Raw genomic sequence first — 25,944 nt, forward strand, 5'->3', positions numbered from 1 at the left:
GCGTGCTCGGCTACCGCACGCCCGCCGAGGCGTTCGCCGACGAACTGTTAGAATTGCAGGACCAACAAGGGTGTTGCACTTCTAAATAGACATCGGGGTAGGCTCCGCCCGCAAGTCACAGTGGTACAATTTTCAGGTTTGAGACTGTAGCAAGTTGAGTCGCTTTATCAGTAAGTCTGTATTTGGAGGTATCGATGGCCCATCGTCCGCTTATCGGCGTGGTCCCGTTGTGGGACGACACACTGAATAGCCTGTGGATGCTGCCCGGCTATTTCGACGGCATCATCGAAGCCGGCGGCATCCCGGTGATGCTGCCGCTGACCGACGACGAGACTACAATCGAACAGCTGGTCAGCCAATGCGATGGGTTCCTGGTCACCGGCGGCCACGACGTGGATCCAGAACGGTATGGCGAGGCGGCCGGCCCCAAGACGGTCAAACTATGCAAGGCCCGCGACCGGATGGAGGAGCGCCTGATCCCCTCCGTCATCGCGGCGGACAAGCCATTGCTGGGCATCTGCCGCGGCATCCAGAGCCTCAACGTCGCCTTGGGTGGCACGTTGTGGCAGGATCTGCCGGACGAACATCCCAGCCCGGTCGTGCATCATGGCGACAAGCCGCCGTATGACCCGGTGGTCCACGAAGTGTCGATCGCGCCCGATTCGCCGTTGGCCCGCGCGTTGTGGCCGCTGGGAGACAACGGCCCGAGTGAGGCGGAGGCCGATGAGGTCGATTCCTTCGGCAGGCCGTATCATCCGCGCGCCTATACGCTGGGCGTCAACAGTTATCACCATCAGGCGATTCGCACGCTGGGCCAGGGACTGGAACCGATGGCCACTGCGCCGGACAGCATCGTGGAGGCGGTCTGGATGCCGGCCAAGCGTTTCGTCTGGGCCGTCCAATGGCATCCTGAGTTCTCTCACCGCGCCGATAGCAACCAACGTCGCATCCTCAGCGCCTTCATCGACGCCTGCTGACGCAAGCTCCCGCCAATCTCGACGAAACGTCTTCCAAGAAATGGCTTGCCCGCATCCGCAGCCCCCTACCACGACATGAGCGCCCTTGACAACGTCACCCTCGGCATGCGCTTCACCCGTGACAGCAAACAGGTCAGGCAGCGCAAGGCCAAGGCCATGCTCTCCCGGCTCGGACTCGGCCATGTCGCGGGAGACAAGATCATGACCCTCTCCGGCGGTGAACAGCAGCGCGTCGCCCTCGCACGATGCATATTGAAGCCCGGGGATTTGATCCTCGCCGACGAGCCCACCGGCGCGCTCGACCGCGATCTCGCCCAACATGTCTTCGACGAAATGCTCCGCCTCCAGCACGAATACGGCAAGACCCTCATCATCGTCACCCACGATCTTGGCATCGCCGCACAATGCGACAACACCATCGAGCTACAGGCGGTTTGACGGAGATATTCCGGCAGCTTTGGTCTACCGAAGTCACGTGTTGCCCTTCAATCTCCTCGGAAATCTAGGTGGCCCATTTTTCAAAGAATGCGATCGGACGTAACGCCCCGTAAGGAGACCTGCAATATGAAACGTTGAATCGTCATCTAAAGATGACGTTTTCGTAGATCTTCCGGAATCGCCAGTCATCTGCGATCCGGATATGGCACCGGTCCGGCTCGATCGAGCCCGGACGACCATGGAGAAAACGAACGATCGAATCCGAACGCGGGTAAAGAGCCTGCGCGACACCATTGATAAAGCCAAATTTAAGAAAACAGATCAGTATGCATAAGTTTTACATGCCTTCAGCCTCGTCAACCGGCAGCGGGCCCCAGAATCCAGTCACAGCCAGGCAGAGCGTACAACATACTGCGTAGTACATGGCGCGAATCCCAATGACCACCATCGATTGATGACGGCCACGAATACTCGTACTCAGCCTTACTGCTTTGGCTCATTTCTGTTCACTTCACGCTGGAGTACCGAGACACGTTGAGCGGAAATACCGGTAATTCACGTACGGTTACCGACCATTGGCCTGAACGGTACTCAGCATCCGCAGTCACTTGGGGTATGGTCATGACGGAGAGCCATCATGACCGATCTCTCGTTATTCTGGGATGAATCCGGCGAAGCCGGAACTGAATCTAAATATTAAAACGCATGATGCACACGTTGCGGAATTAGTCCACCAGAACTTCGGCATATTCGGCAGGTTCAGCGGGTTCGATATGTCGGGCACGCATGGCATCGAGGGCGGCAGCCAAGTCGGCCGGGTACTGGGACCGGACCGTGGTCCAGACGCGGGTGCGGGGATGACGGAATTCGAGCTTCATGGCGTGCAGCCACTGCCGGTCAAGTCCCAAGGCCTCAGACAGCACCGGATTGGCACCATACATGGGGTCACCGCACAGGGGATGCCCAATCGAGGAGAAATGCACGCGAATCTGATGAGTACGTCCGGTCTCCAGATTCACGGATACCAGAGTGGCCTCATGGCCGAAACGCTCCAGCACATCCCAGTGCGTAACGGCCGGTTTGCCGGCCGGAGTCACGCAGAAGCGGAAATCGGACACTTTGGCGCGCCCGATCGGTGCCTCAATGGTTGCTTTGTTCTCTTTAAGACCACCCTGCACGAGCGCATGATAGGTTTTCTTTACCTCATGCTCGGCGAACTGCCGACGCATCTCGGTGTACGCAAGGTCGGACTTGCACACCAACATCAAGCCGGAAGTGCCTACATCAAGGCGAGAAACAATGCCCTCACGCCCGGCCGCACCATAGGAAGTGATATGCACGCCGCGGTCACGCAGTGATCCGAGCACGGTTGGACCGGTCCAGCCAACCGAGGCATGCGCCGCCACGCCTACAGGCTTATCGACTACAACGACATCATCGTCTTCGTAGACAACGGCCATATCAGTTGCGATAGGCTCAGGCTCGGCCTGTTCCTCCGCCAAATCAAATTCGACGGTCTCCCCCGCCTGCAATGTGCTGGACCGCGCAACTTCACGTCCTAAAACGCGCGCCTGCCCGGAGTCAACCAGATCGGCGGCTTTAGATCGTGAAATACCCAGCATTTTGGCCACGGCTACGTCGAAACGCTTACCCACCAATGCATCGGGAGCAGGGACTATTCGACTCATTACTTGGCGTCCGCCTCCGGCTCAGACTGTAGGGATTCGTCGGATTGCTCGATGAGATCCTTGTGTGAGAACGGCTCCCCCATAAGAATCAGAATCACCAGGGCCACACCGGCGACTACCAGATAGATATCCGCCACATTGCCAACGGACCAGCCATAGTTAAGGAAATCCACCACTTTGCCGTCGAGGAAGCCGTCAGCGTACATAACACGGTCAATCAGGTTGCCCAGAGCGCCTGCAAACGCGAAAGAAATCGCCACCGACCATTTCATGGAGACAGTGCGCACCCCAGCCACAGCAAGGGCCACGCAAGCCACAACGGCCAACAGACTGATTACCCAAGTAGCGCCTGATCCCATGCCCAAGGACGCGCCCGGATTACGCACCAAGGTGAAGGACAGCAGTCCGGGAATCACGCGAATGGTCTGACCGTTGGATAACGCGGCCATCGCCCAAGCCTTGGTGAGCTGATCGACAATCAGCGCAGCCGCGGCCACACATGCAAAGACGGCCACGCGGGTGCGCAGCCGTCCCTGTTGGTTCGTCATACGACCTGTACCTGCCTACGCTCAGTTGGTCTTGGACGAGGTCTGGTCGACGTAGTTGTTCGACTCGGAAACCTGCGATGCCAGCTGGCCGAGGTACTCGGTGAGGCGGGCGCGGTATTCAGTCTCGAACTGCTTGAGGCTCTGGATGTTGCCCTCGACGACCTTGGACTGAGCCTGAAGGTTGTCGCGCACCTGCTCGGCATACGTATCGGCTGCAGAGCGGGTGTTCTTGTCGTACGCATCAGCCGCGGAACGAGTGTTCTTGTCATACTCGGCGGCACGCTGCTGCACTTCCTTCTCGTAGTTGTCAGCGTCATCGTGCTGAGACTTGGAGTAGTTGTCCGCATCCTGACGAGTCTTGACGGAGTATGCGTCGGCCTCAGAACGGGTGTTCTGGGAGTAGGTCTCGGCATCCGCGTGAGTCTGGTCACGGTAAGCGTCGGCCTCGGAGCGGGTACGATCCGAATAGGTGTCGGCGTCGGAACGAGTACGAGTGGAGTAGTCGTCGGCCTCGGAACGGGTACGCTCGGAGTAGTTGTTGGCCTTGGTGACCAGATCGTTGTACTTGTTCTGGCTGGCCTCGGTGATTTCCTTGGCCTTGTTCTTGCCCTTCTCCACGTACTGATCGTGCAGCTGCATAGCCAGGGTCAGCATGGCGGTGGCGCGCTCGGGCTCGGTGCCCGGCATGGAAGCGGCGCCAGCGATCTTCTGCAGAGAACCGGTCTCGGTGCTCGGCTCGACCTTAGAAACCTGAGCACGAAGCTGGTTTTCACGCTGCTTGGCTTCTTCGAGCTGACGGGACAGCTCAGCGATCTGAGCGGACTGCTGCTGAGCGGCGGAACCCTGCTGCTGAGCAGCGGCGAGCTGACGGGACAGCTCCTCGTTGGCCGCGCGGAACTGATCACGTTCCTGCTGAATGGCGGCGATCTGCTGACCGACAGCCTCCTGGTCACCGGAGGCCTGAGCAGCCTGAGCGGTGAGCTGATCGATTTGAGCGTTCAGCTGATCGACCTGACCCTTGAGCTGCTCATTCTGGGAGGACAGCGCGCGGTTGGATTCCTCGGCTTCGCTGAGCTTGGCAGAGACAAGCTGTGCTGCCTGATCATTGCCAGCCTGAGCGGCCTGCTGGGCCTGAGCCACAGCGTTCTTCAAACCAGCATTCTCCGACTCGAGTTGCTGCACCTGACCGGTAAGATCGGAGATCTTCGCATTAAGGTTGGTCACGTCAGGACCCAGAGTCTGGGTGGCCTGACCGCCGGCTACCGCCTGACGTCCAAGAGCCTCGACGGTTTCCGTGACCTGATCAAGGAAGTCATCGACCTCGTCGACATCATAACCTTCCTTGAATCGAACAGTCTGGAAGGTGTGCTCCCTAATATCCTTCGGCGTCAACAGAGCCATAAATCTTGCACCTCGCTTTGGGGCATCGCCCGCACTTACGTTGGTCTCAAGTCAGAATGCTATCACGACCCCATCGTTTCAGAACATTCGACGTGGGTTTTTATGCCAGATATATGCCTCCGGCGGGTCAAAAACGGCCTCAGAACACTATCAGAACAACACTTTCCAGTACCACCAGCGCAAAATACAGCACAATGAAGCTGACATCAAGATAAATCGAACCGAGCGGCAATGGGCGAATATAGCGACGTAGCCAGCGCAGAGGGGGTTCGGTAATGGAATACACAATATTGATCAGCTGGGCCACCACACCACGTGGATACCAGTTTCGTGCGAGAACGGAGACCCAGTCCAGAATCATGCGCACGAACAGAACCGTGATATACGCGTTAATGAGCCATGCAAGAATGCGGCCGATCAGAGAGAACACTAAGGAAAGCATGCTGACAGACTAACAACCGCGCATGAAAAGTTTGCTCGGAGCACAATAAGAATCGGCCGACTCCTTGCTGGGAGTCGGCCGAATACCGATATAACGTCGAATGCGAAAACTACTGAACCGGTCAGTCAGCGAACAAATCGTGTGCCGAGGCTGGTTTTGTCGGCTCTTCGACCTTGATGTTCACCTGCGCCGGGCTCAACAGGAACACGCGCGGAGTGACACGCTCGAGGGAACCACGCACGCCGAACACCACGCCGGCGGAGAAGTCCACGATGCGATATGCCACGGCTTCGGCCACACCGGTGAGATTCAGTACGACCGGAACACCGTCACGCAATGCGCGGCCGACCAGTTGAGCATCCTCATATGACTTCGGATGGATGGTGGTGATTCTGTTCACACGGCCACCGGGGAACGGCTTGGTAGTCGACGATGCGGCAGGCGCGGTGGTTGACGCCAGCGGCGTGACCGTATGGTCGGAATCAAATGCGGACTTCGAAGCCGGCTTCTGCTCCTCGTCCTCCTCGATGTAGTCGTCCTCATCGTCCACAACGTCACTCATGCCCAGATAGGACATCGCGTTTTTCATGAACCCAGCCATGGATCAATCCTTTCAGCGCAGGAAGTCAGGGATGTCGAGATCGCCAGCCGGATCGTTCACGGCGATATTCGGATGAGCGGAAGTCGGATCATCAAAAGGCAACGATGCGGAGTCACCGGTAGCCGGTGTGAATGCCGGTTGGGCAGTGGCAGCGGGCTGTGCAGCCGGTGCCGGTGCTGGAGCTGGCTGTGCCACGGGAGTCGCAGGATCGGCGGCGGTTGGCACAACCGGCGTCACCGTGCTCTGAGTGTCGTCATCTTGAGCGGCGACGGGGTCAAAACCAGCAGCAATAACAGTGACACGCACTTCATCGCCATAAGCATCGTCCAGAGCAAGACCCCAAATAATCTGGGCTTCAGGGTGAATGGCCTTGCGCACCAGTTCGGTGGCAGCAGAAGCCTCCTGCAGCTTCAGGTCGGTCGGACCGGCGATGTTGATCAGCGCACCGTGTGCGCCTTCGATGCTTTCCTCAAGCAGCGGAGAGCTGATGGCGATTTCGGCGGCCTGCGTGGCACGATCCTCTCCCCGTGCGGAACCGATACCAAACAGCGCAGTACCAGCACCACGAAGAATGGAGTTCACATCGTTGAAGTCGACGTGAATATAGGAGTTCATCGAAATCAGGTCAGTGATGCCCTGAACACCGGCAAGCAGTGCGGTATCAGCGGTCTTGAATGCCTCAATGATGCCGATGGAACGGTCGGAAAGCTCGAGCAGGCGATCGTTCGGAATGACGATCAGCGCGTCGACTTCCTTGCGCAGGTTGTCGATGCCGTATTCGGCGGAAGCGGAACGCTGAGGGCCTTCGAAGCTGAACGGACGAGTAACAACCGCGATGGTGAGAGCACCCTGTTGATGAGCCGCACGAGCGACGATCGGGCTGGCGCCAGTACCGGTGCCACCGCCCTCACCGCAGGTGACGAACACCATGTCGGCACCCCTAAGCGCCTCTTCGATATCCGACTGGTGGTCCTGGGCCGCCTTGGCTCCACGCTCCGGGTCGGCACCAGCACCGAGACCACGACTGGACTTATCGGAAAGGGAAATCTTGACATCCGCATCAGAGCGCAGAAGATCCTTCGCATCGGTATTTACCGCCACAAATTCAACATTCTGTAATCCCTCGGCAATCATGCGATTGACGGCATTACCGCCGGCACCGCCGACGCCAACAACCTTGATGTTGGTCTTGTCGTTGAACTCATTCTGCGCGATCTCGCTCACGTTTGGCTCCTGTCACTTCACGGTTACACCCAAGAGTAGCGCAAACAGGCTACTCTTGGAGGGAAATTCACGCGCAGAATGGCGCGTGTTGCGTGTATTTTCAGTATTTTCTCAGTAACTGGCGTCCATTGGGTCGTCACCGAAGAGCGCCTCACGCTCTTCGTGGGTGGTGGTACGCGATTCCAACCAGCCATATGGCAAGTGCACCTTCTTGGCGAAACGCACGCGGCCGCGCGGTTTGTCGACCACGCGTGGCGGGTATTCGATAGTCGGGTCGAGCTTGCCGATCTCGCGGTCCACATCGGCCAGGCTCTCGCATTCCATAAAGGCCTTGCGGGTGGAGCCGCCCACCGGGAATCCTTTCAGATACCAGGCGATGTGCTTGCGCAGATCGTGGACGGCCATCATCTCATCGCCCTCATAAAACTCGGTAAGCAGCTCGGCATGACGGTGAATCACGCGGCAGACCTCGCCCAGATTCGGGTTGAGCCGTTCGGGATTGCCCTCGAAGGCGTTTTTGATGTTGGCGAACAGCCACGGCCGGCCCTGGCATCCGCGGCCGATGGCCACACCGTCGCAGCCGGTCTCGCGCACCATTTCGAGCGCATCCTCGGCACCCCAGATATCGCCATTGCCGAATACCGGAATGTTGAGGTGTTCCTTGAGCTCGCCGATGCGGGACCAGTCGGAATGACCGCCATAGTATTCGGCGGTGGTACGGGCATGCAGGGTTACGGCCTTGCAGCCCTCCTCCTGCGCGATGTGTCCGGCTTCGAGGAAGGTCTCATGGTTATGGTCGATGCCGACGCGGATCTTCGCGGTGACGGGGATGCCCGCCGGCTCGCATACGGCGACCACGCGCTGTAATAGCTCAGTGAAAATGTCGGTTTTCCAAGGCAAGGCCGAACCACCGCCTCGACGAGTGACCTTGGGCACCGGGCAACCGAAGTTCAGATCCACATGGTCGGCCATGTTGCCGTCGACCACGATTTTCGCCGCCTGTTCGGTGATGGAGGGGTTCACGCCGTACAACTGCAGTGAACGGATTTTTTCGCTTTTGGCGAAATGACAGAGGCGCAGTGCTTTCGGGTTATGCGCCACGAGGGCTCGAGCGGTGATCATCTCGGCCACGTAGAGTCCATCGGGACCGTATTCCTCGCAAATCACGCGGAAGGGCCAGTTGGTCACTCCCGCCATCGGCGAGAGCACCACCGGGGTCGGCACGGTGATGTTGCCGAGTTGGACCGGGGCGATATGCACCGGGGTCCCGGGGCGCGCCGGCGCGTCCGTACGTGGGTCGAGGTTGTCGGTCTCGTGATGCTCGGTGAGCACTGTTTCGGATTCGGATTGTGCCATGTGATTCCTAAGAAAATAAGTAGGGGCTCCCCTGAGAGAGGAGCCCCGGCGTCTATCGCCGCCACTTCGCCTACAAACAGCCCACTGGGATGTTTTCCTTACGGCTCAGCCCACAGAGGGGAGCCCAAGTTGTGCGACTCCGGCTTAGTACAGGCCGCCGGCTTCCTGAACGCCGGACTCAGGCCAAGGCTCACCGCCCATTTCCACGGGCTTCAGGGGCACGCGGGTGCGCTTCTCGCCGATGCGGGCGGCCACGTAATCGGCCACCTTGTCAAGAGCGACGCGCTCCTGGGCCATGGTGTCACGCTCACGGATGGTCACGGCGTGGTCCTCGAGGGTGTCGAAGTCCACGGTGATGCACAGCGGGGTGCCGATCTCGTCCTGACGACGGTAACGACGACCGATGGCACCGGACTCGTCGTAGTCGATCATCCACTCGTTGAAGCGCAGGTCGTCGGCCAGGTTCTGGGCCACGGTCTGCAGTTCAGGCTTCTTGCTCAGCGGCAGCACGGCGGCCTTGACCGGGGCCAGACGCGGGTCGAGACGCAGCACGGTGCGCTTGTCAACGCCGCCCTTGGTGTTCGGGGCCTCGTCCACATCGTAGGCGTCCACGAGGAAGCACATCAGGGAGCGGGTCAGGCCGGCGGCCGGTTCGATGACGTACGGCACGTACTTCTCGCCGGTGGCCTGGTTGAAGTAGCTCAGGTCTTCGCCGGAGTGCTTGGAGTGCGCGCTCAAATCGTAATCGGTACGGTTGGCGATGCCTTCGAGCTCGCCCCAGTCGGAACCCTGGAAGCCGAACTTGTATTCGATGTCCACGGTGCGCTTGGAGTAGTGGGAGAGCTTCTCCTTCGGATGCTCGTAGTGGCGCAGGTTCTCCGGCTTGACGCCGAGGTCGATGTACCAGCGGGTGCGGGCGTCGATCCAGTACTGGTGCCATTCCTCATCGGTGCCGGGCGTGACGAAGAACTCCATCTCCATCTGCTCGAACTCACGGGTGCGGAAGATGAAGTTACCCGGGGTGATCTCGTTACGGAAGGACTTACCCATGTTGGCGATGCCGAACGGCGGCCTGGAACGGGAAGAGGTCATCACGTTCTTGAAGTCCACGAAGATGCCCTGTGCAGTCTCCGGACGCAGGTAGTGCAGGCTGTTCTCGTCCTCGACCGGGCCGAGGTGGGTGCGCAGCATCATGTTGAAGTCGCGCGGTTCGGTCCACTGGCCACGGGTGCCGCAGTTCGGGCAGACGATGTCCTTCATGCCGTTTTCCGGCATCTTGTCGCCGTGCTTCTCGGCGTAGGATTCCTCGAGCTTGTCGGCGCGGTTGCGCTTGTGGCAGTTGAGACACTCGACGAGCGGATCGTTGAACACGCTCACGTGGCCGGACGCCACCCACACTTCGGGCGGCAGAATGATGGAAGTGTCGACACCGACGACATCAGGACGGGTGACGACCATGGAGCGCCACCATTCACGCTTGATATTGTCCTTGAGAGCGACGCCGAGAGGGCCGTAATCCCAAGCGGAACGGGTGCCGCCGTAAATTTCGCCGGCGGGGAACACGAAGCCGCGACGCTTCGCAAGGGATACGACTTCATCGAGTTTGGACTGAGCCACAATGCACCTTCTGGTTTGAACGGTTTGGGGTCTAATAACAACCGCTTCAGGATAGCCGTATATGGTGACAGGTCAGGCGGCATTGTCCGGTATATGTTCCGCGTCTCACGAGCGGCCGTTCGCAGCGATTCCTATATCGCAACACCTCCATATTGTTCCTGTTGTTTTACCCTTCCCGAATTTGTGCCACTGACATCGCGTCAGCGTCACAAATTCGGGAGATGTTGCTCGGCGGAGGCGTCTATGTATCACGAATGGACGGGGACGCGCCAGACCTGACGACACGTATCGAACAAATCCGTCACGATAATGTCCATGTTGGCGCATAGCGTCGGCACTGTAATGCAGGGGAACTCGCATGTGGTTCGCGAGTTGAGAAAGGCCTGAGCCTGACCCTTAGAACCTGTTGGTTAAGACCATCGTAGGGAGCAGTAAATGAGCAATAGTGCATCATCGTTTACCGGCGTGTCCAGCGGTTATACCGCCGGGACTCCGGTTCCAGCCGATTCACCCATCCGTGACAATATCGCCGATGCCGTTCGCCGCGTACGCGAGACGACTCCGTTGGCCCAGTCATTCACCAATTTTGTGACCATCAATTTGGTTGCCAACGCGCAACTGGCGGCCGGCGGCACTGCGGCCATGAGTTTCCTGCCGGACGACGTGATCGAAACCGCGAAAATCGCGGGCGCGAACTACATCAACGTGGGCACGCTGCTGCCGTTCTATAAGGACGCACTGCCCGAAATCGCCCAGCGACTCAACTACTTGGACAAGCCGTGGGTGCTCGACCCGGTGGCCGCCGGCATCGGCCACACCCGCACCGCCATTCTTCAGGCCTTCAAGGCCGCTCCCCCGACCATGATTCGCGCGAACGCCTCCGAGGTAATCGCGCTGGCGAACATGTGGGGGCTCAATACCGAAACCGTGGGGGACGCTTCCGAGCACCGCCCCGCCGGAGTGGAATCCGTCGACGACGTGGAGTCCGCAACCGGTGCGGCGGTGGCGCTGGCACAGTATCTGACCGAACAGCATGCCAAGCATTCCTCCCATGACGCTTCCACCCGCTGTGCAGTGGCTGTGTCCGGCATCGCCGATCTGGTGACCGACGGCGAAACCGTGTACCGACTGCCGGGCGGCAGCGCGATGATGACCAAGATCACCGGTGCCGGCTGCTCGCTGGGCGGCGTGGCTGCCATGTATTTGGCGGTCTCCGATCCGTTGACCGCCGCCCTGTCCGCGTCTCTGCTGTACAACCGCGCGGGAGAGGTGGCCGATACAACTTCGCACGGACCGGGCTCGTTCCAAGTTGCGTTCCTTGACGCGCTGTGGAATGTGACCGCCGAACAGGTGGCGGAATCCGAGATTTTGGTGCAGTAGTTTCAGTTCCCTCTGATGAGGGAGCTCATAACAGTTTTTTCCAATAAGACTTCCACAAGAAACAACAAAGGTAGGAATAATAATGAGTAATGAATACCCATACGCCTCCATGCGCGACAGCTTCGACCTGTCCGCGTACTTCGTGGTGGGGCCGGAGGACTGCAAAGGCCGTCCGCTGACCGACGTGGTGGATCAGGCTCTGCACGGCGGCGCAACCTTCATCCAACTGCGCGCCAAGGAGGCCGATGCCTCTGAGCTGACCGACATGGCTCGCGACATCGCGCAAATCATCGAGGACAATGAGAAGTCCGATTCCGTGGCCTTTGTGATCGACGACCGTGCCGACGTGGTGTGGCAGGCCCGCCGCAAGGGCATCAAGGTGGACGGTGTGCACATCGGCCAGACCGACATGGAGCCGCGCGAAGCCCGCGCCCTGCTCGGCGACGAGGCCATCGTGGGCCTGTCGGCTGAGACCGAAAGCCTCGTTCGGCTCATCAACGAGCTGCCCGACGGCTGCATCGACTACATTGGCGCCGGTCCTCTGCACGTCTCCACCACCAAGCCCGAGGCTTCCGTGGGCGGCAACGACGGCTCCGGCAAGACGCTGGACGCCGCCCAGATCAACACCATCTGCGCTGCCAGCGAATTCCCGGTGGTCGTGGGCGGCGGCGTGACCGCAGCCGATATGGCCATGCTCGCCGGCACCAAGGCCGCCGGCTGGTTCGCGGTCTCCGCCATCGCGGGTGCCGAGAACCCGGAAGAGGCCGCGCGCACCATGGTCGAAGGCTGGAAGGCCGTCCGCGGCGACAAGAAGCACGGCTACGCTCCGCGCGTCGTAACCCACACCCCCGCTACTGACACTCAGGCTGCTCAGGAAGGGGCCGCGAAGCCCGGTTCCGAGGCCACTGAGAAGAAGTTCACCAACGCCAAGGACGCCAAGGATGCCCAGAAGCTTGCCAAGCAGCAGCGCGTGGACATCGCCGCCCGTGGTTCCAAGCAGCGCGACAAGGCGCACATCCGCAAGACCAAGTCCGTACCGTTCACCTATCAGTATGGTTCCTACGACCTGGAAGTGCCGTACACCGAAATCAAGCTGAGCGACACGCCCGGCGTGGGCCCGAACCCGCCGTTCCACGACTACAACACCGAAGGCCCCAAGTGCGACCCGAAGGAAGGCTTGAAGCCCCTGCGTCTCGACTGGATCCGCGACCGCGGCGACATCGAAGACTACGAGGGCCGCCGCCGCAACCTTGAGGACGATGGCAAGCGCGCCATCAAGCGCGGCCGCGCCACCAAGGAATGGCGTGGACGCAAGCATGAGCCGATGCGTGCCAAGGACCACCCGATCACCCAGATGTGGTACGCCCGCCACGGCATCATCACCCCGGAGATGCAGTACGTGGCCACCCGCGAGAACTGCGATGTGGAGCTCGTGCGCTCCGAGCTGGCCGCCGGCCGCGCGGTGATGCCCTGCAACATCAACCACCCCGAGGCCGAGCCGATGATTATCGGATCCGCCTTCCTGACCAAGCTCAACGCCAACATGGGCAACTCGGCCGTCACCTCCTCCATCGATGAGGAAGTGGAGAAGCTGACGTGGGCCACCAAGTGGGGCGCCGATACCGTGATGGACCTGTCCACCGGTAACGACATCCATACCACCCGTGAGTGGATTCTTCGCAACTCCCCCGTGCCGATCGGCACCGTGCCGATGTACCAGGCCCTCGAAAAGGTCGAGGATGATGCCTCCAAGCTGAGCTGGGAACTGTTCCGCGACACCGTAATCGAACAGTGCGAGCAAGGTGTGGATTACATGACCATCCACGCCGGCGTGCTGCTGCGTTACGTGCCGCTGACCGCCAACCGCGTGACCGGCATCGTCTCCCGCGGTGGCTCCATCATGGCCGACTGGTGCCTGCGCCACCACCAGGAGAGCTTCCTGTACACGCACTTCGACGAGCTGTGCGACATCTTCGCCAAGTACGACGTGGCGTTCTCTCTGGGCGATGGCCTGCGCCCCGGCTCCCTAGCCGACGCGAACGACGCCGCGCAGCTTTCCGAGCTCATGACTCTGGGCGAGCTGACCGAGCGCGCCTGGGCCAAGGACGTGCAGGTGATGATCGAGGGCCCGGGCCACGTGCCGTTCGACACCGTACGCATGAACATCGAGCTGGAGAAGGCCGTGTGCCACAACGCCCCGTTCTACACCCTCGGACCGCTGACCACCGATACCGCTCCGGGTTACGATCACATCACCTCCGCTATCGGCGCCACCGAGATCGGTCGTTACGGCACCGCTATGCTGTGCTACGTGACCCCGAAGGAACACCTCGGCCTGCCGAACAAGGATGATGTGAAGCAGGGCGTGATTGCCTACAAGATCGCCTGCCACGCCGCAGACATCGCCAAGCACCACCCGCACGCGATGGATCGCGACAATGCGATTTCCAAGGCTCGCTTCGAGTTCCGTTGGCTCGACCAGTTCAATCTGTCCTACGATCCGGACACCGCCATCGCCTTCCACGACGATACCCTGCCCGCCGAGCCGGCCAAGATGGCGCACTTCTGCTCGATGTGCGGCCCGAAGTTCTGCTCGATGGCCATCTCCCAGAACATCCGCAAGGCATTCGGTGGCGAGGCCGCTCAGCAGCAAATCGTGAAGGAGGCTGCTGCAGGCATCGACTCCGAGGCACTGGCTACGGCCAAGGCCAATGTCGATAACGGCGTGGTGTCCGCCAACGTGCTCAGCCCCGAAGAAATCCTCGCCGGCATGGATGCGATGAGCGAAAAGTACACCGCCCAGGGCGGCAAGCTCTACTCCACCGCCCAGGAGTAAACCTCTCTGGCTCCCCTCTCTGAGGGGAGCCAATTATTATGCCCGGTGGTGTCTTAATTCGGGACGACGCTCGACTCGCTCGAAGGCGGTGCCGAAGTGTGCGCCATCTGGACCGAGGCCGTCGGAAGTCTCCAGGACCACGCCTTCGTTGAGCGCACGGCGCACGATGCCCACACGGGGCTTCAACGGCCACACATCATGCGGCACTTTGCGATAGAAATCCGTACCGACGAGCAACACGTCGCCCACATCGAACACTTCCTGACGCGGAAATGTGAGCTGTGTGGTGTGTCCGTTAGGCATTACGCCAAAATATGCGGTGAGTTCCGGTGATGCGCACCAAGACGCCGTCACGGCGCAGTACATCGTTATCAGCCATGCCTCCTCCCGAACATTTCATGAATCAATCGCAATCAGCAAACCTTCCCCGTCTCACCACAGGAGCGGCAAAACATCAAGGAAAACCGCTCCGAAAAACATCATGGGCCCCACTTAGAATGAACACTATGGCACAAATTGCAACATCTACACTTCCCGCTGTTCTCGCGATCTCCGGCTCCGACTCGTCCGGCGGTGCCGGCATGCAGGCCGATCTGAAGACCATGCTGGCCTGCGGCGTGTTCGGCATGAGCGCCATCACCGCGCTCACCGCACAGAACACCACCGGCGTGCGTTCCATTCAGGACACCAAACCGGACATTCTCGCCGACCAGATCAACATGGTGTTTGAGGATATTCCGCCGGTCGCGGTGAAAATCGGCATGGTGTCTGCCACTGACATCATCGACGTCATCGCTGAACGACTCACCTTCCATCACGCCACGAACATCGTGCTCGACCCGGTTATGGTGGCCACTTCCGGTGCCAATCTCATCAGTGACGATGCCATTGCGGCCTTGACCGGCAAGCTGTTCCCGATGGCCACGGTCGTGACTCCGAACATTCCCGAGGCCGAAGTGCTGACCGATACGCTGATTCGCGATCAGGAGGATATGGAGGCCGCCGCCCACCGCCTCGTGGAGCGTTATGGCTGTGCCGCGCTGGTCAAGGGTGGTCATGGCACCGAGGATGCCAACGATGTGCTTGCCGAGACGGATGGAACCGTGACCTGGTTTGATGGCGCGCGTATCAATAATCCGAACACGCACGGCACCGGATGCACGCTGAGCTCCGCCATCGCCTCGTATCTGGCGCTTGGCGACACATTGCCCAAGGCCATCAAGCATGCGAAGAAGTATCTGACCGGTGCACTGAAGGCCCAGCTGAATCTTGGCCACGGCTCCGGCCCGATGGATCATTTCTGGAAGTATCGCTGAGTCCTACTGGCTCTCCTCTCTGAGGGGAGCCAAGTAATAAAAGGAGAATTATGATTATTGACCGTAATGCCGTTACTCAGGAAGTGCCGATCGACCCGGAAACCGGCAAACCGTACCTCAATACCGTGGCCGCCATTCAGGTGTCGGCCAATGGCGTGGGCTCCGAGGTTTCGCCATACGTGGCTCAGGCCGTCGAGGTGATTCGCGAATCCGGCCTGCCGCAGGAAACCAACGCCCTGTTCACCAACGTGGAAGGCGATCTGGACGACGTGCTCAAGGTGGCCGGTGAGGCCGCCAAGAAGCTCGCCGAGCAGGGCTACCGCACTTCTCTGGTGCTGCACATGGATATCCGCCCCGGCTTCACCGGCCAGCTGACCGAAAAGCCCAAGCTGGTGGATGAGATCCTCGCCGACAAGCAGGCGAAGTAGCAAAGCATCGCTTCCACCAGCAAGGGCATGCTTTGTTATTACACGTTTCATGGGGCGGTAGCTCACCCATGGGGTGGTAAAACCCTCATGGGGCGGTAGTCGAAAACGGCTCTATTCTGCGGAAAGGCATAATCCGCTAACCGCCCCATGGGCCAAATACCGCCCCATGAGTGTTTTACCGCCCCATGGGAATCACGGTTCTGCCTTCTTTCGACGGGGTAAGAGCGTAAGTGGGGCATATATAGGAGCGTCACAACCTCTGTTATCGTTCACGATGTGACCGCAACGCGGCGTGCCACAAAATCGAACCTATAGTTAAGCCCCATGTAGTGAGCTATCTCACAACGATTGGCTCGCTACGTAGAATTCAAGACTTGGATCGCAAACGTCGTTCATCCCACACAATGGGAGGGCGAACGGAACACACAGTCCAATCAAGAGTTCGCTCGCCGCAACACCATTGAGCAGTTGCACGCGGGCAGGTTTGCAAGAAGAGGGCTCAAATATGACTGCTGCTGAACAGCAGATTTCCGGCAATCCCGCGGCTATGGAAAACGCACAAGCACGTACCACCGTGACGGATCAAGCCAAGGTTCAGGATATTATCTCGCGCATGGATCGCGCACATGAAACCCCGATGTTCCATCGCATCGTGACGCTGGTCGCCGCTGGCATGCTGATGGACAGCATCGACGTATATATTGGCAGCGCCGTCGCCTCCAGCACGTTGGCTACCCGCTGGTCCACCGTTGCGCAAAATTCCACCTTTATGTCCGCGGGCTTCCTGGGTCTGCTGGTCGGTTCGCTGCTGGCCGGCTTCGTCGGTGACCTGAAGGGCCGCCGCGTGGCTTACCAAATCAACCTGCTGCTGTTTGGCGGCTTCACCTTCCTCGGCGCATTCGCCCCGAACATGGCTGTGCTGTCCCTGTGCCGTCTGGGTGCCGGCCTGGGCCTCGGCGCTGAAATCGTCACCGGCTTCGCCATGGTCAACGAGTTCGCACCGATGAACCGCCGTGGCCACTGGTGCGCGATTGTCTCGCTCGTGGCCAACTGCGGTGTGCCAATCGCTATGCTGCTGTGTGCATGGATCATCCCCCGCTGGTCCTGGCGTCCGCTGTTCGTGGCCATCGGCCTGGTGGCCGCCATCATCTGGTGGCTGCGCCGCGACATCCCCGAATCCCCGCGTTGGCTCGCCGTGCGCGGCCGTTACGATGAGGCCGACGCCATCGTCAAGCAGCTTGAGGCCAACGGTTCCGAACCGATCGACGCAGCCGCCAAGGCCGACACCAGCGACACCCGCAACGCCGGAGGCCGTTCGCTCGGCATCTGCCTGCTTGTGGCTGTGGTTGCTGTGGCCGCCACGAACGTGTGCTCCTACGCCTTCACTTCTTGGGTTCCGACGATTCTGGTCAAGCGTGGTATTAACCTGTCCAGCTCGCTGCTCACCTCCACGGTGATGATGCTCGGTGCCCCGGTCGGCTGCCTGATTGGCTCTCTGCTTATCGACCGTATCGGCCGCAAGCGCACGATTGTGCCGGCCTTCCTGTTCACTGGCGTGTTCGGTTTGATGTATGCCTTCCAGACCTCTACCGTGAGCGCAATTATCGTTGGCTTCCTGCTCATGATGTGCCTGTACGTGCTTATGGCTTCCGTGGTGGCTGTGTACGCTCCGGAACTGTTCGCCACCAAGGTTCGCTTCCGTTGCGTCGGCTTCGCGAACGCCGTGGCCAAGCTGCTCAATGTGTTGATGCCGATGGTGGTGGGCTGGATGCTTACCTCGCTTGGTGCCACGTCCATCTTTGTGGCCATCAGCGCGATTGCTATTGCATCGATGCTGATTGTCGGCTTCTTTGGCGCGGAGACTGCGCAGAAGTCGGTTGGGTGATCGGTTTCCTCACAGTGGAATAACTGCTGATAATGTCCATTCGGCGTCTTGCGTGGTGATATGCAGGGCGCCGTTTTGTTGTTCTAGTAATTGTTGGTAACGGTTGAGGCCGGTGCCGGTGGATAGGTCTGCGTCTCCAGCGGACAATCAGCGTCTGTGATGTCACATGCAATGCCAGGAGCGGCATCAACGGTCGAATCATGCGGAGTCACTGCACTGTGCGCCGCTTCTCCCCTGCCTTCAATCACATCAATGACTTGATGCGTGCGATCCAATGCGCCCATAGACATATCCGTAACCAGCACGTCAGGCCGCTTGGTGGGGCTCAGGCATCGGCTGATGGCCACAGCACCCAAATCGCAGGTCTATATCACGGCAAAATCGCTGGACATACGTTCGATTAGCGTGCCGAACACTTTCAGCGCATATGGGTCATTGTCCACAATGCCGATGAGTATGTTGCGGTTGCGCGCTTCTCCCATTACATTCACCCCTTCAGTGTGCCCGACGCCGAACTGCTCCGTCCTGACATGTCATGGTCACTATGACAACTATCATTCCACATTTCCTGCGTGATTTACGATGGAATCATCATCAATCCTTGACAAGGCGGTAAAGGAGGACGGCAATGAACCGTGCACAAGCACTCAGCAAGCTCAACAGGAGCGATATGCGCAATGCCGCCGCCGAGCGCGGGATGCAACGACTGTTCACATGGAACCGCGCGCATTGGATTGGCATGGTTGTACTGATAGCGGTGTTGCTGCTACTGCAGTGGAGCTCATCAATGTATCTCATGCCCGACGAGGTTCTTGACAGGGCTGCCAAAAACCTGTTCGTATGGTTCCCCGGTATGGTTCTGCACTGGCCATTGGTGTTGGGAATCACCAACTTGATACTCGGTTCGACACGATCCGGCAGTCTGTCTTTCCCGTTGGCGAGCGCAATCATCGGACCACTGGCATTCGGCTGGACCAATCTTCGCTTACGGCCGGGGTTCCCATACCGTTCCTGGGCTCAAGGGAAAGCCGCAATATAATGAAAACAGCGATTTCATGCAATGATGCACGAGCCGATCCAAGCAAAGGGGCCAACCATGAGCGAGCAACTGATGGAACAGTACCGGTTGCGCGGACAACGCAAATGCCGTAACGCTTGTATCGCCGCCATCGTGACGGTAGTGCTTGTCCTTGCCGTCGCCGGCGGCGTATGGTGGACGGCCGGCGATGGCAGCGCATTGGTTCGCAATATGTTCAAGCCGAAGGCCACGCCCGCCACGCAGCCGGTAGTCAACAGCACCGCAGCCTTCGCCTACCGCACCGCACCGGAATTCCTGGCGATGGAAGCCGGCGACCGAGGCACCGGCAATGTGAACTACTCCCCTGCTTCGATGTGGATGGCGTTGGCCATCGCCGCGCAAGGCGCCAATGGCACGACCCGCTCGCAACTGAATGAGCTGCTGGGCTCCGGTTCGCTGGCCGACAGCGACTACCAATCGCTGCTAAGTTCGATCAACGGGCAATATTCGGGGGCGAAATCCGAGATGAGCGCCGCGAACTCGCTGTGGACCGATAACGACTACTCCCTTGCCAGCGATTACCAATCCACCGTCAAGAAGATATTCGAGGCCGAAGTCACCACGTTACCGTTCGACGATCAGGCCGCCGCAAAGATGTCCGATTGGATCGCCAAGCATACGAATGGTTCGCTCAAGCCGAAGATCACGCTGCGTGACCGTGAAGTCCTGTCCATCATCAACACCGTCTATGCGGATGACCGTTGGAAGGATCCGTTCGAAGAGCAGTCCACCGGCAACGGCACCTTCCACGGCGAAGCCGGAGATGCTCAGGTGCCGATGATGCACCGGACCTTCAGCCAAATGGCTTACGGACATGATGAGTACAACACTTGGCAGCGGGTGGAGATTCCGTTCGACAACGGCGGCAATCTGGCCATCGTGCTGCCGGCCGAAGGGCATTTCGACGAGTTGGCCGGCGATGCCGAGAAGCTCAGTTGGGCGTTCGGTACATGCTCGACGGCTTCCCTTGGCGAGGGCGCAATGGGTTGCGCCGCGGACAGTATGCCCGGATGGGGCGTCTCCGTCAACTCGGTCATGGTGAACGTCACGCTACCGCGATTCACCATCGACAGCATGTTCGACTCGGAAGCCACCATCAAGGCATTCGAAAAACTGGGGGTGACCGATGCGTTCAGTGCAGGCGACGCCGACTTCACCAAGATGATCGACACCGGTTCGCACGGCGAGAACCTGTATATCGGCTCGATTCTGCAAGGCACGCGCATCGAGGTGAACGAAGCCGGCGCCAAGGCCATGTCCTTCACCAAGGTCGGCGCAGACTCCGTTAGCGCGCCGGTGGACAACGTCGAGTTCACGGTGGATCGCCCATTTCTGTATTCGTACGTCACCCCGGACGGCATACCATTATTCATCGGTGCGGTGCGCAACCTCGGCGGAGTCGGTGGAGAAAACTGATACTTTCCTGGCAGTCCGTCAATTAGGGTGTATCGTTTGACGCATGGTTACGATGAAGGAAATCGCGAACAAGGCGGGGGTTTCCGTCTCTACGGTATCGCTGGTGCTCAACGGACGCGACGAGGGGCGCGTAAAGTCCAAAATTGCGGACAATGTACGCGCCATCGCCACCAAGCTCGGCTACCAGTCGAATCCGCTGGCCAGTTCGCTGCGTACAGGCAGGACGCACATCCTCGGTTTCATCAGTGAGGAGGTGGCCACCACCCCGTACGCCGGCGGTATGATTCTGGGCGCGCAGACCGCTGCAAGCCAGTTCGGCTATATGCTCATCACCGTGAGCACCGACGGCGAGAACAGCGAGAGCGAGGAAATCGCCGCACTCAAGCGATACGGCACCGACGGCTTTCTGTACGCCAAGATGTCGAACCGCATCACCCATGTGCCTTCCTCGCTGGCCAAGACGCCACTGGTGTTGGTGGATGCCACCGACTCGCTTGGCAAAATCCCGAGCGTGGAACCGGACGAGTTCCAAATCGGCTACGACGCCACCACCAGATTGGTTAAGGCCGGATGCGCACGTATCGCCTATGTGGGTTGCTTGGAGCCGCTGATTGCGCAGGACGATCGTTTGGAAGGCTATCAGGCGGCGCTCAGGGACGCCGGCCTCGACTATGACGATCATCTGGTCGTCAATGTGCTCAACAACGGGCCGGCACTGACCGCAGTCAGCGATTTGTTCGATGCCGAGCATCCGGACGGATTCTTCTGCTTCAACGATGCCCGCGCCTGGTATGTGTACGAATGCGCCGCACGCCGAGGACTCACGGTCGGCAAGGACATCTCCGTGGTCGGCGTGGACAACCATCGCGTGTTCGCCGAAACGCTGGAACCGATGCTCACCACTGTGGAACTGCCGCATTTCGAGATGGGCTACTGGGCCGTGGCCAAGCTGGTGTCGATTATCGAAGGACGCTCGATGGACGACGTCTCATGGCCAGCGACCACCGCTCCCCTGCCGCCGATCGACGCGCCGATTCCGGCGAAGATCCACTGCACGCTGATCGAAAAGGCCTCGGTGAAGTAACCGAGTCCCACACGATTTCTCAAGGCCTCCGTTCAGCACGGAGGCCTTTTGCGTGTCGAACGGATACGACACGCCGATTTACGTCAATCGATTGACGTAAATCGATTGACGTCGCATAATAATTACTACGCAACAACTTCTACAAAGGCACGGCCGCCCGAGCAGAAGCGTTACATAACCAATAACCAACCAAGTAGTAATCAAAGGATGATTATGGCAAGTGCAACCAAATCTGCATGGAAGAATCCTTCCTATCTGCAGAGCTCTTTCGGCATCTTCATGTTCTTCTGCTCCTGGGGCATCTGGTGGTCCTTCTTCCAGCGCTGGCTCATCTCAGGCGTTGGATTGACCAATGCTGAAGTCGGCACCATCTACTCCATCAACTCGCTGGCCACCCTGGTCATCATGTTTGTGTACGGCGTGATTCAGGATCAGCTCGGCATCAAGCGCAAGCTCGTCATCGTAGTCTCGGTAATCGCCGCCTGCGTTGGCCCATTCGTCCAATTCGTTTACGCCCCGATGATCCTCGCCGGTGGCACCACCCGCTGGATCGGCGCACTCATCGGCTCCATCGTTCTGTCTGCCGGCTTCATGTCCGGCTGCTCCCTGTTCGAGGCCGTCACCGAACGCTACTCCCGTAAATTCGGTTTCGAATATGGCCAGTCCCGTGCTTGGGGCTCCTTCGGTTACGCCATCGTGGCGCTGTGCGCCGGCTTCCTGTTCAACATCAACCCGCTGATCAACTTCTGGGTCGGCTCCGCATTCGGCCTTGGCATGCTCCTCGTGTACGCCTTCTGGGTCCCGGCCGAGCAGAAGGAAGAGCTCAAGAAGGAAACCGACCCGAACGCAGCCCCCACCAACCCGTCCCTCAAGGAAATGGTCGCCGTTCTCAAGATGCCGACCCTGTGGGTGCTCATCGTCTTCATGCTGCTGACCAACACCTTCTACACCGTGTTCGATCAGCAGATGTTCCCGACCTACTACGCCAACCTCTTCCCCACTGAAGAAATCGGCAACGCCACCTACGGCACCCTGAACGGTTTCCAGGTCTTCCTTGAGTCCGCAATGATGGGCGTGGTCCCGATCATCATGAAGAAGATCGGCGTGCGCAACGCTCTGCTGCTCGGCGCTACCGTGATGTTCCTGCGCATCGGCTTGTGCGGCGTGTTCCACGACCCGATCACCGTCTCCATCGTCAAGCTGTTCCACTCCATCGAAGTGCCGCTGTTCTGCCTGCCGGCATTCCGCTACTTCACTCTGCACTTCGACACCAAGCTCTCTGCCACGCTGTACATGGTGGGCTTCCAGATCGCTTCCCAAGTGGGTCAGGTCATCTTCTCGACCCCTCTGGGTGCCTTCCACGACAAGATGGCTCAGATTCTGCCGAACAACGACATGGGATCCCGCGTGACCTTCTGGGTCATCTCTGCCATCGTGCTGTGCGCACTGATTTACGGCTTCTTCGTCATCAAGCATGATGATCAGGAAGTCGGCGGCGACCCGTTCTACACCGACAAGCAGCTGCGTCAGATGGAAGCGGCCAAGGCCTGAAAGGACAGCCATGACTGACTTCACTCCCGAACCCCCTGTTCTCACCCCCATCCGCGACCACGCTGCTGAACTGGCAAAAGCCGAAGCCGGCGTGGCTGAGATGGCCGCCAAGCGCAACAACCGCTGGTACCCGAAGTATCACATCGCCTCCAACGGTGGCTGGATCAACGACCCGAACGGCCTGTGCTTCTACAAGGGCCGCTGGCACGTGTTCTACCAGCTGCACCCCTACGGCACCCAGTGGGGTCCGATGCACTGGGGCCACGTCTCCTCCACCGACATGCTCAACTGGAAGCGCGAGCCCATCATGTTCGCACCGTCTCTAGAGCAGGAGAAGGACGGCGTGTTCTCCGGTTCTGCCGTCATCGACGACAACGGAGACCTTCGCTTCTACTACACCGGCCACCGTTGGGCCAACGGCCACGACAACACCGGCGGCGACTGGCAGGTGCAGATGACCGCGCTGCCGGACAATGACGAGCTCACCTCCGCCACCAAGCAGGGCATGATCATCGACTGCCCGACCGACAAGGTCGACCACCACTACCGCGACCCGAAGGTCTGGAAGACCGGCGACATCTGGTACATGACCTTCGGTGTCTCCTCTGCGGACAAGCGCGGCCAGATGTGGCTGTTCTCCTCCAAGGACATGGTCCGCTGGGAATACGAGCGTGTGCTCTTCCAGCACCCGGATCCGGATGTGTTCATGCTCGAATGCCCCGACTTCTTCCCCATCAAAGACAAGGACGGCAACGAGAAGTGGGTCATTGGCTTCTCCGCCATGGGGTCCAAGCCCAGCGGCTTCATGAACCGCAACGTCAGCAACGCCGGCTACATGATCGGCACGTGGGAGCCGGGCGGCGAATTCAAGCCGGAAACCGAGTTCCGCCTGTGGGATTGCGGCCACAACTACTACGCCCCGCAGTCCTTCAATGTGGACGGCCGTCAGATCGTCTATGGCTGGATGAGCCCGTTCGTGCAGCCGATTCCCATGGAGGATGACGGCTGGTGTGGCCAGCTCACCCTGCCGCGCGAGATCACCCTTGGCGATGACGGCGACGTGGTCACCGCGCCGGTCGCCGAAATGGAAGGCCTGCGCGAGGATACCCTCGACCATGGTTCGATCACACTCGACATGGATGGCGAGCAGATCATCGCCGACGACGCCGAGGCCGTGGAAATCGAAATGACCATCGACTTGGCTGCCTCCACTGCCGAGCGTGCGGGTCTGAAGATTCACGCCACTGAGGACGGTGCCTACACCTACGTGGCTTATGACGGCCAGATCGGCCGCGTGGTGGTGGATCGTCAGGCCATGGCCAACGGCGATCGCGGCTACCGCGCCGCCCCACTGACCGACGCCGAACTGGCCTCCGGCAAGCTGGACCTGCGCGTGTTCGTGGATCGCGGCTCCGTGGAGGTCTACGTCAACGGTGGCCACCAAGTGCTGAGCTCCTACTCCTACGCCTCCGAAGGCCCGCGCGCCATCAAGCTCGTCGCCGAGTCCGGTAGTCTCAAGGTGGATTCCCTGAAGCTCCACCACATGAAGTCCATCGGACTGGAGTAGCTCTTTCACCTCCCTCTGACGAGGGAGGTTTTTTTGTGCGCCCTGTCGTTCGCCTTCGCCTATACTGATGGACGGCATATAACACGATCCATCACACGACCGGCAGGCGCGCAGGCTCCTCACCTTACTGTTCCACGCCCCGGCCGCAAGCGCCACCAGCAAACCGGACTGGCGCGGAAAGCAAGGTGACATCCCATGTCCATCGCCAAGCGCCTCAAGCGCCGCATGCCCACCGTCATCGCCGTCATCGTATTGCTGGCAGTCTGGGAAACGTGGGTGGATCTAGGACATGTCTCCCCCACGATGATCTCCGCGCCAAGCGAGATTTTCGCCGCCACCATCGAAACATGGAACACGCTCGGCCCGGCCGCGGCAATCACCGGCTATGAGGGCGTGGTTGGATTCCTGTTTGCCGTGTTCTTCGGCATTATGATCGGCATTGCACTGTACTGCTCGCACACGTTCAACGCGGCGTTCTATCCGCTGCTTGCCGCCGCACAAACCATGCCGCTGATTTCCATCGCCCCGTTGTTCCTGATTTGGTTCGGTTTTGAGATTTCCGGCAAAATCGTAATCGTGGCGGTATTCGGCCTCTTCCCCATCGCCGTGCAGACTGTGCGCGGACTAGAAGCAGTGCCCCAGTTCTATTCCGACGTCGCATTGACCTGCGGCGCGACCCCGGTCTGGACGCTCTGGCACGTGAAGCTGCGCGTTGCCGCACGTCAGATCTATGGCGGTATCCGAGTATCTGCCGCATACATCTTCGCCACGGCATCCACCGCTGAATACCTTGGCGCACGCAAGGGCCTTGGCATCTGGCTGCAGGCTGCCTACAATTCATTCCGCACGCCGCTGATCTTCTCCGCCACCATCGTCATTATCCTGATGACATGCGTACTGATGCTGGCGGTAAACGCCAGCGAGCGCATCCTGCTCGGCCCGGCCGGCGACGACGAAGACCCCGACGCGGACCAGTAGTTCTTTTTTACCGTCAAAGGCACGAGCCGGCGGCCAGGACCGACTGAACGAGGCGGCTTCTCATGAGGTCTCCAACCCTGTCTCTATAATGGAACAGCTTTACCAGCGTGTGGCAAACCGGCTTTCCCGAGCT

General features: G+C 59.6%; 21 protein-coding genes, 2 pseudogenes and 1 riboswitch. Of the genes and pseudogenes, 13 read left to right on the plus strand and 10 right to left on the minus strand.

What is annotated here, in order from left to right:
• Positions 1 to 194: 194 nt before the first annotated feature.
• Positions 195 to 977, plus strand: a complete 783-nt coding sequence (locus Q5H31_RS00005; RefSeq protein WP_007057395.1) for a gamma-glutamyl-gamma-aminobutyrate hydrolase family protein — start codon at positions 195 to 197, stop codon at positions 975 to 977.
• A gap of 45 nt (positions 978 to 1,022) precedes the next feature.
• Positions 1,023 to 1,415: an ATP-binding cassette domain-containing protein gene (locus tag Q5H31_RS00010; RefSeq protein ID WP_071474843.1), complete on the plus strand. Its 393-nt coding sequence runs from the start codon at positions 1,023 to 1,025 to the stop codon at positions 1,413 to 1,415.
• A gap of 725 nt (positions 1,416 to 2,140) precedes the next feature.
• Here the strand turns inward: Q5H31_RS00010 and Q5H31_RS00015 are convergent.
• From Q5H31_RS00015 to Q5H31_RS00050, 8 genes are all read right to left on the minus strand, one after another.
• On the minus strand, positions 2,141 to 3,103 hold the full coding sequence (locus Q5H31_RS00015) for an RluA family pseudouridine synthase (protein WP_007054072.1): 963 nt from the start codon (positions 3,101 to 3,103) through the stop codon (positions 2,141 to 2,143).
• The gene (lspA, locus tag Q5H31_RS00020; RefSeq protein WP_007054071.1) at positions 3,103 to 3,651 is read right to left on the minus strand and encodes a signal peptidase II; all 549 of its coding nucleotides are present in this window, start codon (positions 3,649 to 3,651) and stop codon (positions 3,103 to 3,105) included. The genes Q5H31_RS00015 and lspA overlap by 1 nt, the downstream gene beginning before the upstream one ends.
• Positions 3,652 to 3,672: 21 nt before the next feature.
• Complete coding sequence (locus Q5H31_RS00025; protein WP_007054070.1) at positions 3,673 to 5,052, minus strand: DivIVA domain-containing protein; 1,380 nt, start codon at positions 5,050 to 5,052, stop codon at positions 3,673 to 3,675.
• Between the two features lie 139 nt (positions 5,053 to 5,191).
• A complete protein-coding gene (locus Q5H31_RS00030; protein WP_007054068.1) occupies positions 5,192 to 5,494 on the minus strand; it encodes a YggT family protein in 303 nt (100 codons plus the stop codon).
• Between the two features lie 121 nt (positions 5,495 to 5,615).
• Positions 5,616 to 6,095, minus strand: a complete 480-nt coding sequence (locus tag Q5H31_RS00035; protein WP_007053320.1) for a cell division protein SepF — start codon at positions 6,093 to 6,095, stop codon at positions 5,616 to 5,618.
• A gap of 12 nt (positions 6,096 to 6,107) precedes the next feature.
• On the minus strand, positions 6,108 to 7,319 hold the full coding sequence (gene ftsZ / locus Q5H31_RS00040) for a cell division protein FtsZ (RefSeq protein WP_007054067.1): 1,212 nt from the start codon (positions 7,317 to 7,319) through the stop codon (positions 6,108 to 6,110).
• 111 nt (positions 7,320 to 7,430) lie between these two features.
• Positions 7,431 to 8,675, minus strand: coding sequence for a tRNA dihydrouridine synthase DusB (gene dusB, locus Q5H31_RS00045; protein ID WP_007056907.1), 1,245 nt, complete (start codon positions 8,673 to 8,675; stop codon positions 7,431 to 7,433).
• A gap of 144 nt (positions 8,676 to 8,819) precedes the next feature.
• On the minus strand, positions 8,820 to 10,292 hold the full coding sequence (locus Q5H31_RS00050) for a glycine--tRNA ligase (RefSeq protein WP_007053317.1): 1,473 nt from the start codon (positions 10,290 to 10,292) through the stop codon (positions 8,820 to 8,822).
• Positions 10,293 to 10,628: 336 nt separating this feature from the next.
• Positions 10,629 to 10,737, plus strand: a riboswitch (TPP riboswitch).
• Between Q5H31_RS00050 and Q5H31_RS00055 the strand changes: the two genes are divergently transcribed.
• Both Q5H31_RS00055 and thiC read left to right on the plus strand, forming a co-directional pair.
• Complete coding sequence (locus tag Q5H31_RS00055; RefSeq protein WP_302457363.1) at positions 10,728 to 11,672, plus strand: hydroxyethylthiazole kinase; 945 nt, start codon at positions 10,728 to 10,730, stop codon at positions 11,670 to 11,672. It overlaps the preceding riboswitch by 10 nt.
• 82 nt (positions 11,673 to 11,754) lie before the next feature.
• The gene (gene thiC / locus Q5H31_RS00060) at positions 11,755 to 14,508 is read left to right on the plus strand and encodes a phosphomethylpyrimidine synthase ThiC (protein WP_014485495.1); all 2,754 of its coding nucleotides are present in this window, start codon (positions 11,755 to 11,757) and stop codon (positions 14,506 to 14,508) included.
• A gap of 114 nt (positions 14,509 to 14,622) precedes the next feature.
• On the opposite strand, the pseudogene Q5H31_RS00065 reads toward thiC, so the two are convergent.
• A pseudogene (locus Q5H31_RS00065) lies at positions 14,623 to 14,887 on the minus strand (26S protease regulatory subunit); the annotation flags it as partial.
• 127 nt (positions 14,888 to 15,014) lie between these two features.
• Between Q5H31_RS00065 and thiD the strand changes: the two are divergent.
• From thiD to Q5H31_RS00080, 3 genes are all read left to right on the plus strand, one after another.
• Positions 15,015 to 15,824, plus strand: coding sequence for a bifunctional hydroxymethylpyrimidine kinase/phosphomethylpyrimidine kinase (gene thiD / locus Q5H31_RS00070; protein ID WP_007055440.1), 810 nt, complete (start codon positions 15,015 to 15,017; stop codon positions 15,822 to 15,824).
• Positions 15,825 to 15,874: 50 nt separating this feature from the next.
• The gene (locus Q5H31_RS00075; RefSeq protein WP_007053312.1) at positions 15,875 to 16,252 is read left to right on the plus strand and encodes a thiamine-binding protein; all 378 of its coding nucleotides are present in this window, start codon (positions 15,875 to 15,877) and stop codon (positions 16,250 to 16,252) included.
• Between the two features lie 505 nt (positions 16,253 to 16,757).
• Positions 16,758 to 18,137: an MFS transporter gene (locus Q5H31_RS00080; protein ID WP_007058690.1), complete on the plus strand. Its 1,380-nt coding sequence runs from the start codon at positions 16,758 to 16,760 to the stop codon at positions 18,135 to 18,137.
• A gap of 9 nt (positions 18,138 to 18,146) precedes the next feature.
• Here Q5H31_RS00080 and Q5H31_RS08205 read toward each other — a convergent pair.
• Positions 18,147 to 18,427 (minus strand): annotated as a pseudogene (locus tag Q5H31_RS08205) (2CS histidine protein kinase); the annotation flags it as partial.
• Between the two features lie 338 nt (positions 18,428 to 18,765).
• Between Q5H31_RS08205 and Q5H31_RS00085 the strand changes: the two are divergent.
• The 6 genes from Q5H31_RS00085 to Q5H31_RS00110 all read left to right on the plus strand — a co-directional run bounded on the left by Q5H31_RS00085 (position 18,766) and on the right by Q5H31_RS00110 (position 25,811).
• Positions 18,766 to 19,176, plus strand: a complete 411-nt coding sequence (locus Q5H31_RS00085) for a hypothetical protein (RefSeq protein ID WP_007053306.1) — start codon at positions 18,766 to 18,768, stop codon at positions 19,174 to 19,176.
• A gap of 21 nt (positions 19,177 to 19,197) precedes the next feature.
• Positions 19,198 to 20,631, plus strand: a complete 1,434-nt coding sequence (serU, locus tag Q5H31_RS00090) for a serpin-like protein SerU (RefSeq protein ID WP_302457364.1) — start codon at positions 19,198 to 19,200, stop codon at positions 20,629 to 20,631.
• A gap of 43 nt (positions 20,632 to 20,674) precedes the next feature.
• Complete coding sequence (locus Q5H31_RS00095) at positions 20,675 to 21,715, plus strand: LacI family DNA-binding transcriptional regulator (RefSeq protein ID WP_007054057.1); 1,041 nt, start codon at positions 20,675 to 20,677, stop codon at positions 21,713 to 21,715.
• 213 nt (positions 21,716 to 21,928) lie between these two features.
• Complete coding sequence (locus Q5H31_RS00100; RefSeq protein ID WP_012471771.1) at positions 21,929 to 23,266, plus strand: MFS transporter; 1,338 nt, start codon at positions 21,929 to 21,931, stop codon at positions 23,264 to 23,266.
• A 10-nt stretch (positions 23,267 to 23,276) separates the two neighbouring features.
• Positions 23,277 to 24,833: a glycoside hydrolase family 32 protein gene (locus Q5H31_RS00105; protein ID WP_302457365.1), complete on the plus strand. Its 1,557-nt coding sequence runs from the start codon at positions 23,277 to 23,279 to the stop codon at positions 24,831 to 24,833.
• A gap of 195 nt (positions 24,834 to 25,028) precedes the next feature.
• Positions 25,029 to 25,811 (plus strand): ABC transporter permease, encoded by a 783-nt coding sequence (locus Q5H31_RS00110; protein WP_007056912.1) that lies wholly within the window; start codon positions 25,029 to 25,031, stop codon positions 25,809 to 25,811.
• Positions 25,812 to 25,944 lie beyond the last annotated feature (133 nt).

Source organism: uncultured Bifidobacterium sp. (genome assembly GCF_959020155.1).
Classification (GTDB): Bacteria; Actinomycetota; Actinomycetes; order Actinomycetales; family Bifidobacteriaceae; genus Bifidobacterium.

Excerpts from the sequence above, each read along its gene's own strand:
- Q5H31_RS00005 (WP_007057395.1), top strand. The coding sequence starts at position 195 with ATGGCCCATCGTCCGCTTATCGGCGTGGTCCCGTTGTGGGACGACACA.
- Q5H31_RS00015 (WP_007054072.1), bottom strand. The coding sequence starts at position 3,103 with ATGAGTCGAATAGTCCCTGCTCCCGATGCATTGGTGGGTAAGCGTTTC.
- lspA (WP_007054071.1), bottom strand. The coding sequence starts at position 3,651 with ATGACGAACCAACAGGGACGGCTGCGCACCCGCGTGGCCGTCTTTGCA.
- Q5H31_RS00025 (WP_007054070.1), bottom strand. The coding sequence starts at position 5,052 with ATGGCTCTGTTGACGCCGAAGGATATTAGGGAGCACACCTTCCAGACT.
- Q5H31_RS00030 (WP_007054068.1), bottom strand. The coding sequence starts at position 5,494 with ATGCTTTCCTTAGTGTTCTCTCTGATCGGCCGCATTCTTGCATGGCTC.
- Q5H31_RS00035 (WP_007053320.1), bottom strand. The coding sequence starts at position 6,095 with ATGGCTGGGTTCATGAAAAACGCGATGTCCTATCTGGGCATGAGTGAC.
- dusB (WP_007056907.1), bottom strand. The coding sequence starts at position 8,675 with ATGGCACAATCCGAATCCGAAACAGTGCTCACCGAGCATCACGAGACC.
- Q5H31_RS00055 (WP_302457363.1), top strand. The coding sequence starts at position 10,728 with ATGAGCAATAGTGCATCATCGTTTACCGGCGTGTCCAGCGGTTATACC.
- thiC (WP_014485495.1), top strand. The coding sequence starts at position 11,755 with ATGAGTAATGAATACCCATACGCCTCCATGCGCGACAGCTTCGACCTG.
- thiD (WP_007055440.1), top strand. The coding sequence starts at position 15,015 with ATGGCACAAATTGCAACATCTACACTTCCCGCTGTTCTCGCGATCTCC.
- Q5H31_RS00075 (WP_007053312.1), top strand. The coding sequence starts at position 15,875 with ATGATTATTGACCGTAATGCCGTTACTCAGGAAGTGCCGATCGACCCG.
- Q5H31_RS00080 (WP_007058690.1), top strand. The coding sequence starts at position 16,758 with ATGACTGCTGCTGAACAGCAGATTTCCGGCAATCCCGCGGCTATGGAA.
- Q5H31_RS00085 (WP_007053306.1), top strand. The coding sequence starts at position 18,766 with ATGAACCGTGCACAAGCACTCAGCAAGCTCAACAGGAGCGATATGCGC.
- serU (WP_302457364.1), top strand. The coding sequence starts at position 19,198 with ATGATGCACGAGCCGATCCAAGCAAAGGGGCCAACCATGAGCGAGCAA.
- Q5H31_RS00095 (WP_007054057.1), top strand. The coding sequence starts at position 20,675 with ATGGTTACGATGAAGGAAATCGCGAACAAGGCGGGGGTTTCCGTCTCT.
- Q5H31_RS00100 (WP_012471771.1), top strand. The coding sequence starts at position 21,929 with ATGGCAAGTGCAACCAAATCTGCATGGAAGAATCCTTCCTATCTGCAG.
- Q5H31_RS00105 (WP_302457365.1), top strand. The coding sequence starts at position 23,277 with ATGACTGACTTCACTCCCGAACCCCCTGTTCTCACCCCCATCCGCGAC.
- Q5H31_RS00110 (WP_007056912.1), top strand. The coding sequence starts at position 25,029 with ATGTCCATCGCCAAGCGCCTCAAGCGCCGCATGCCCACCGTCATCGCC.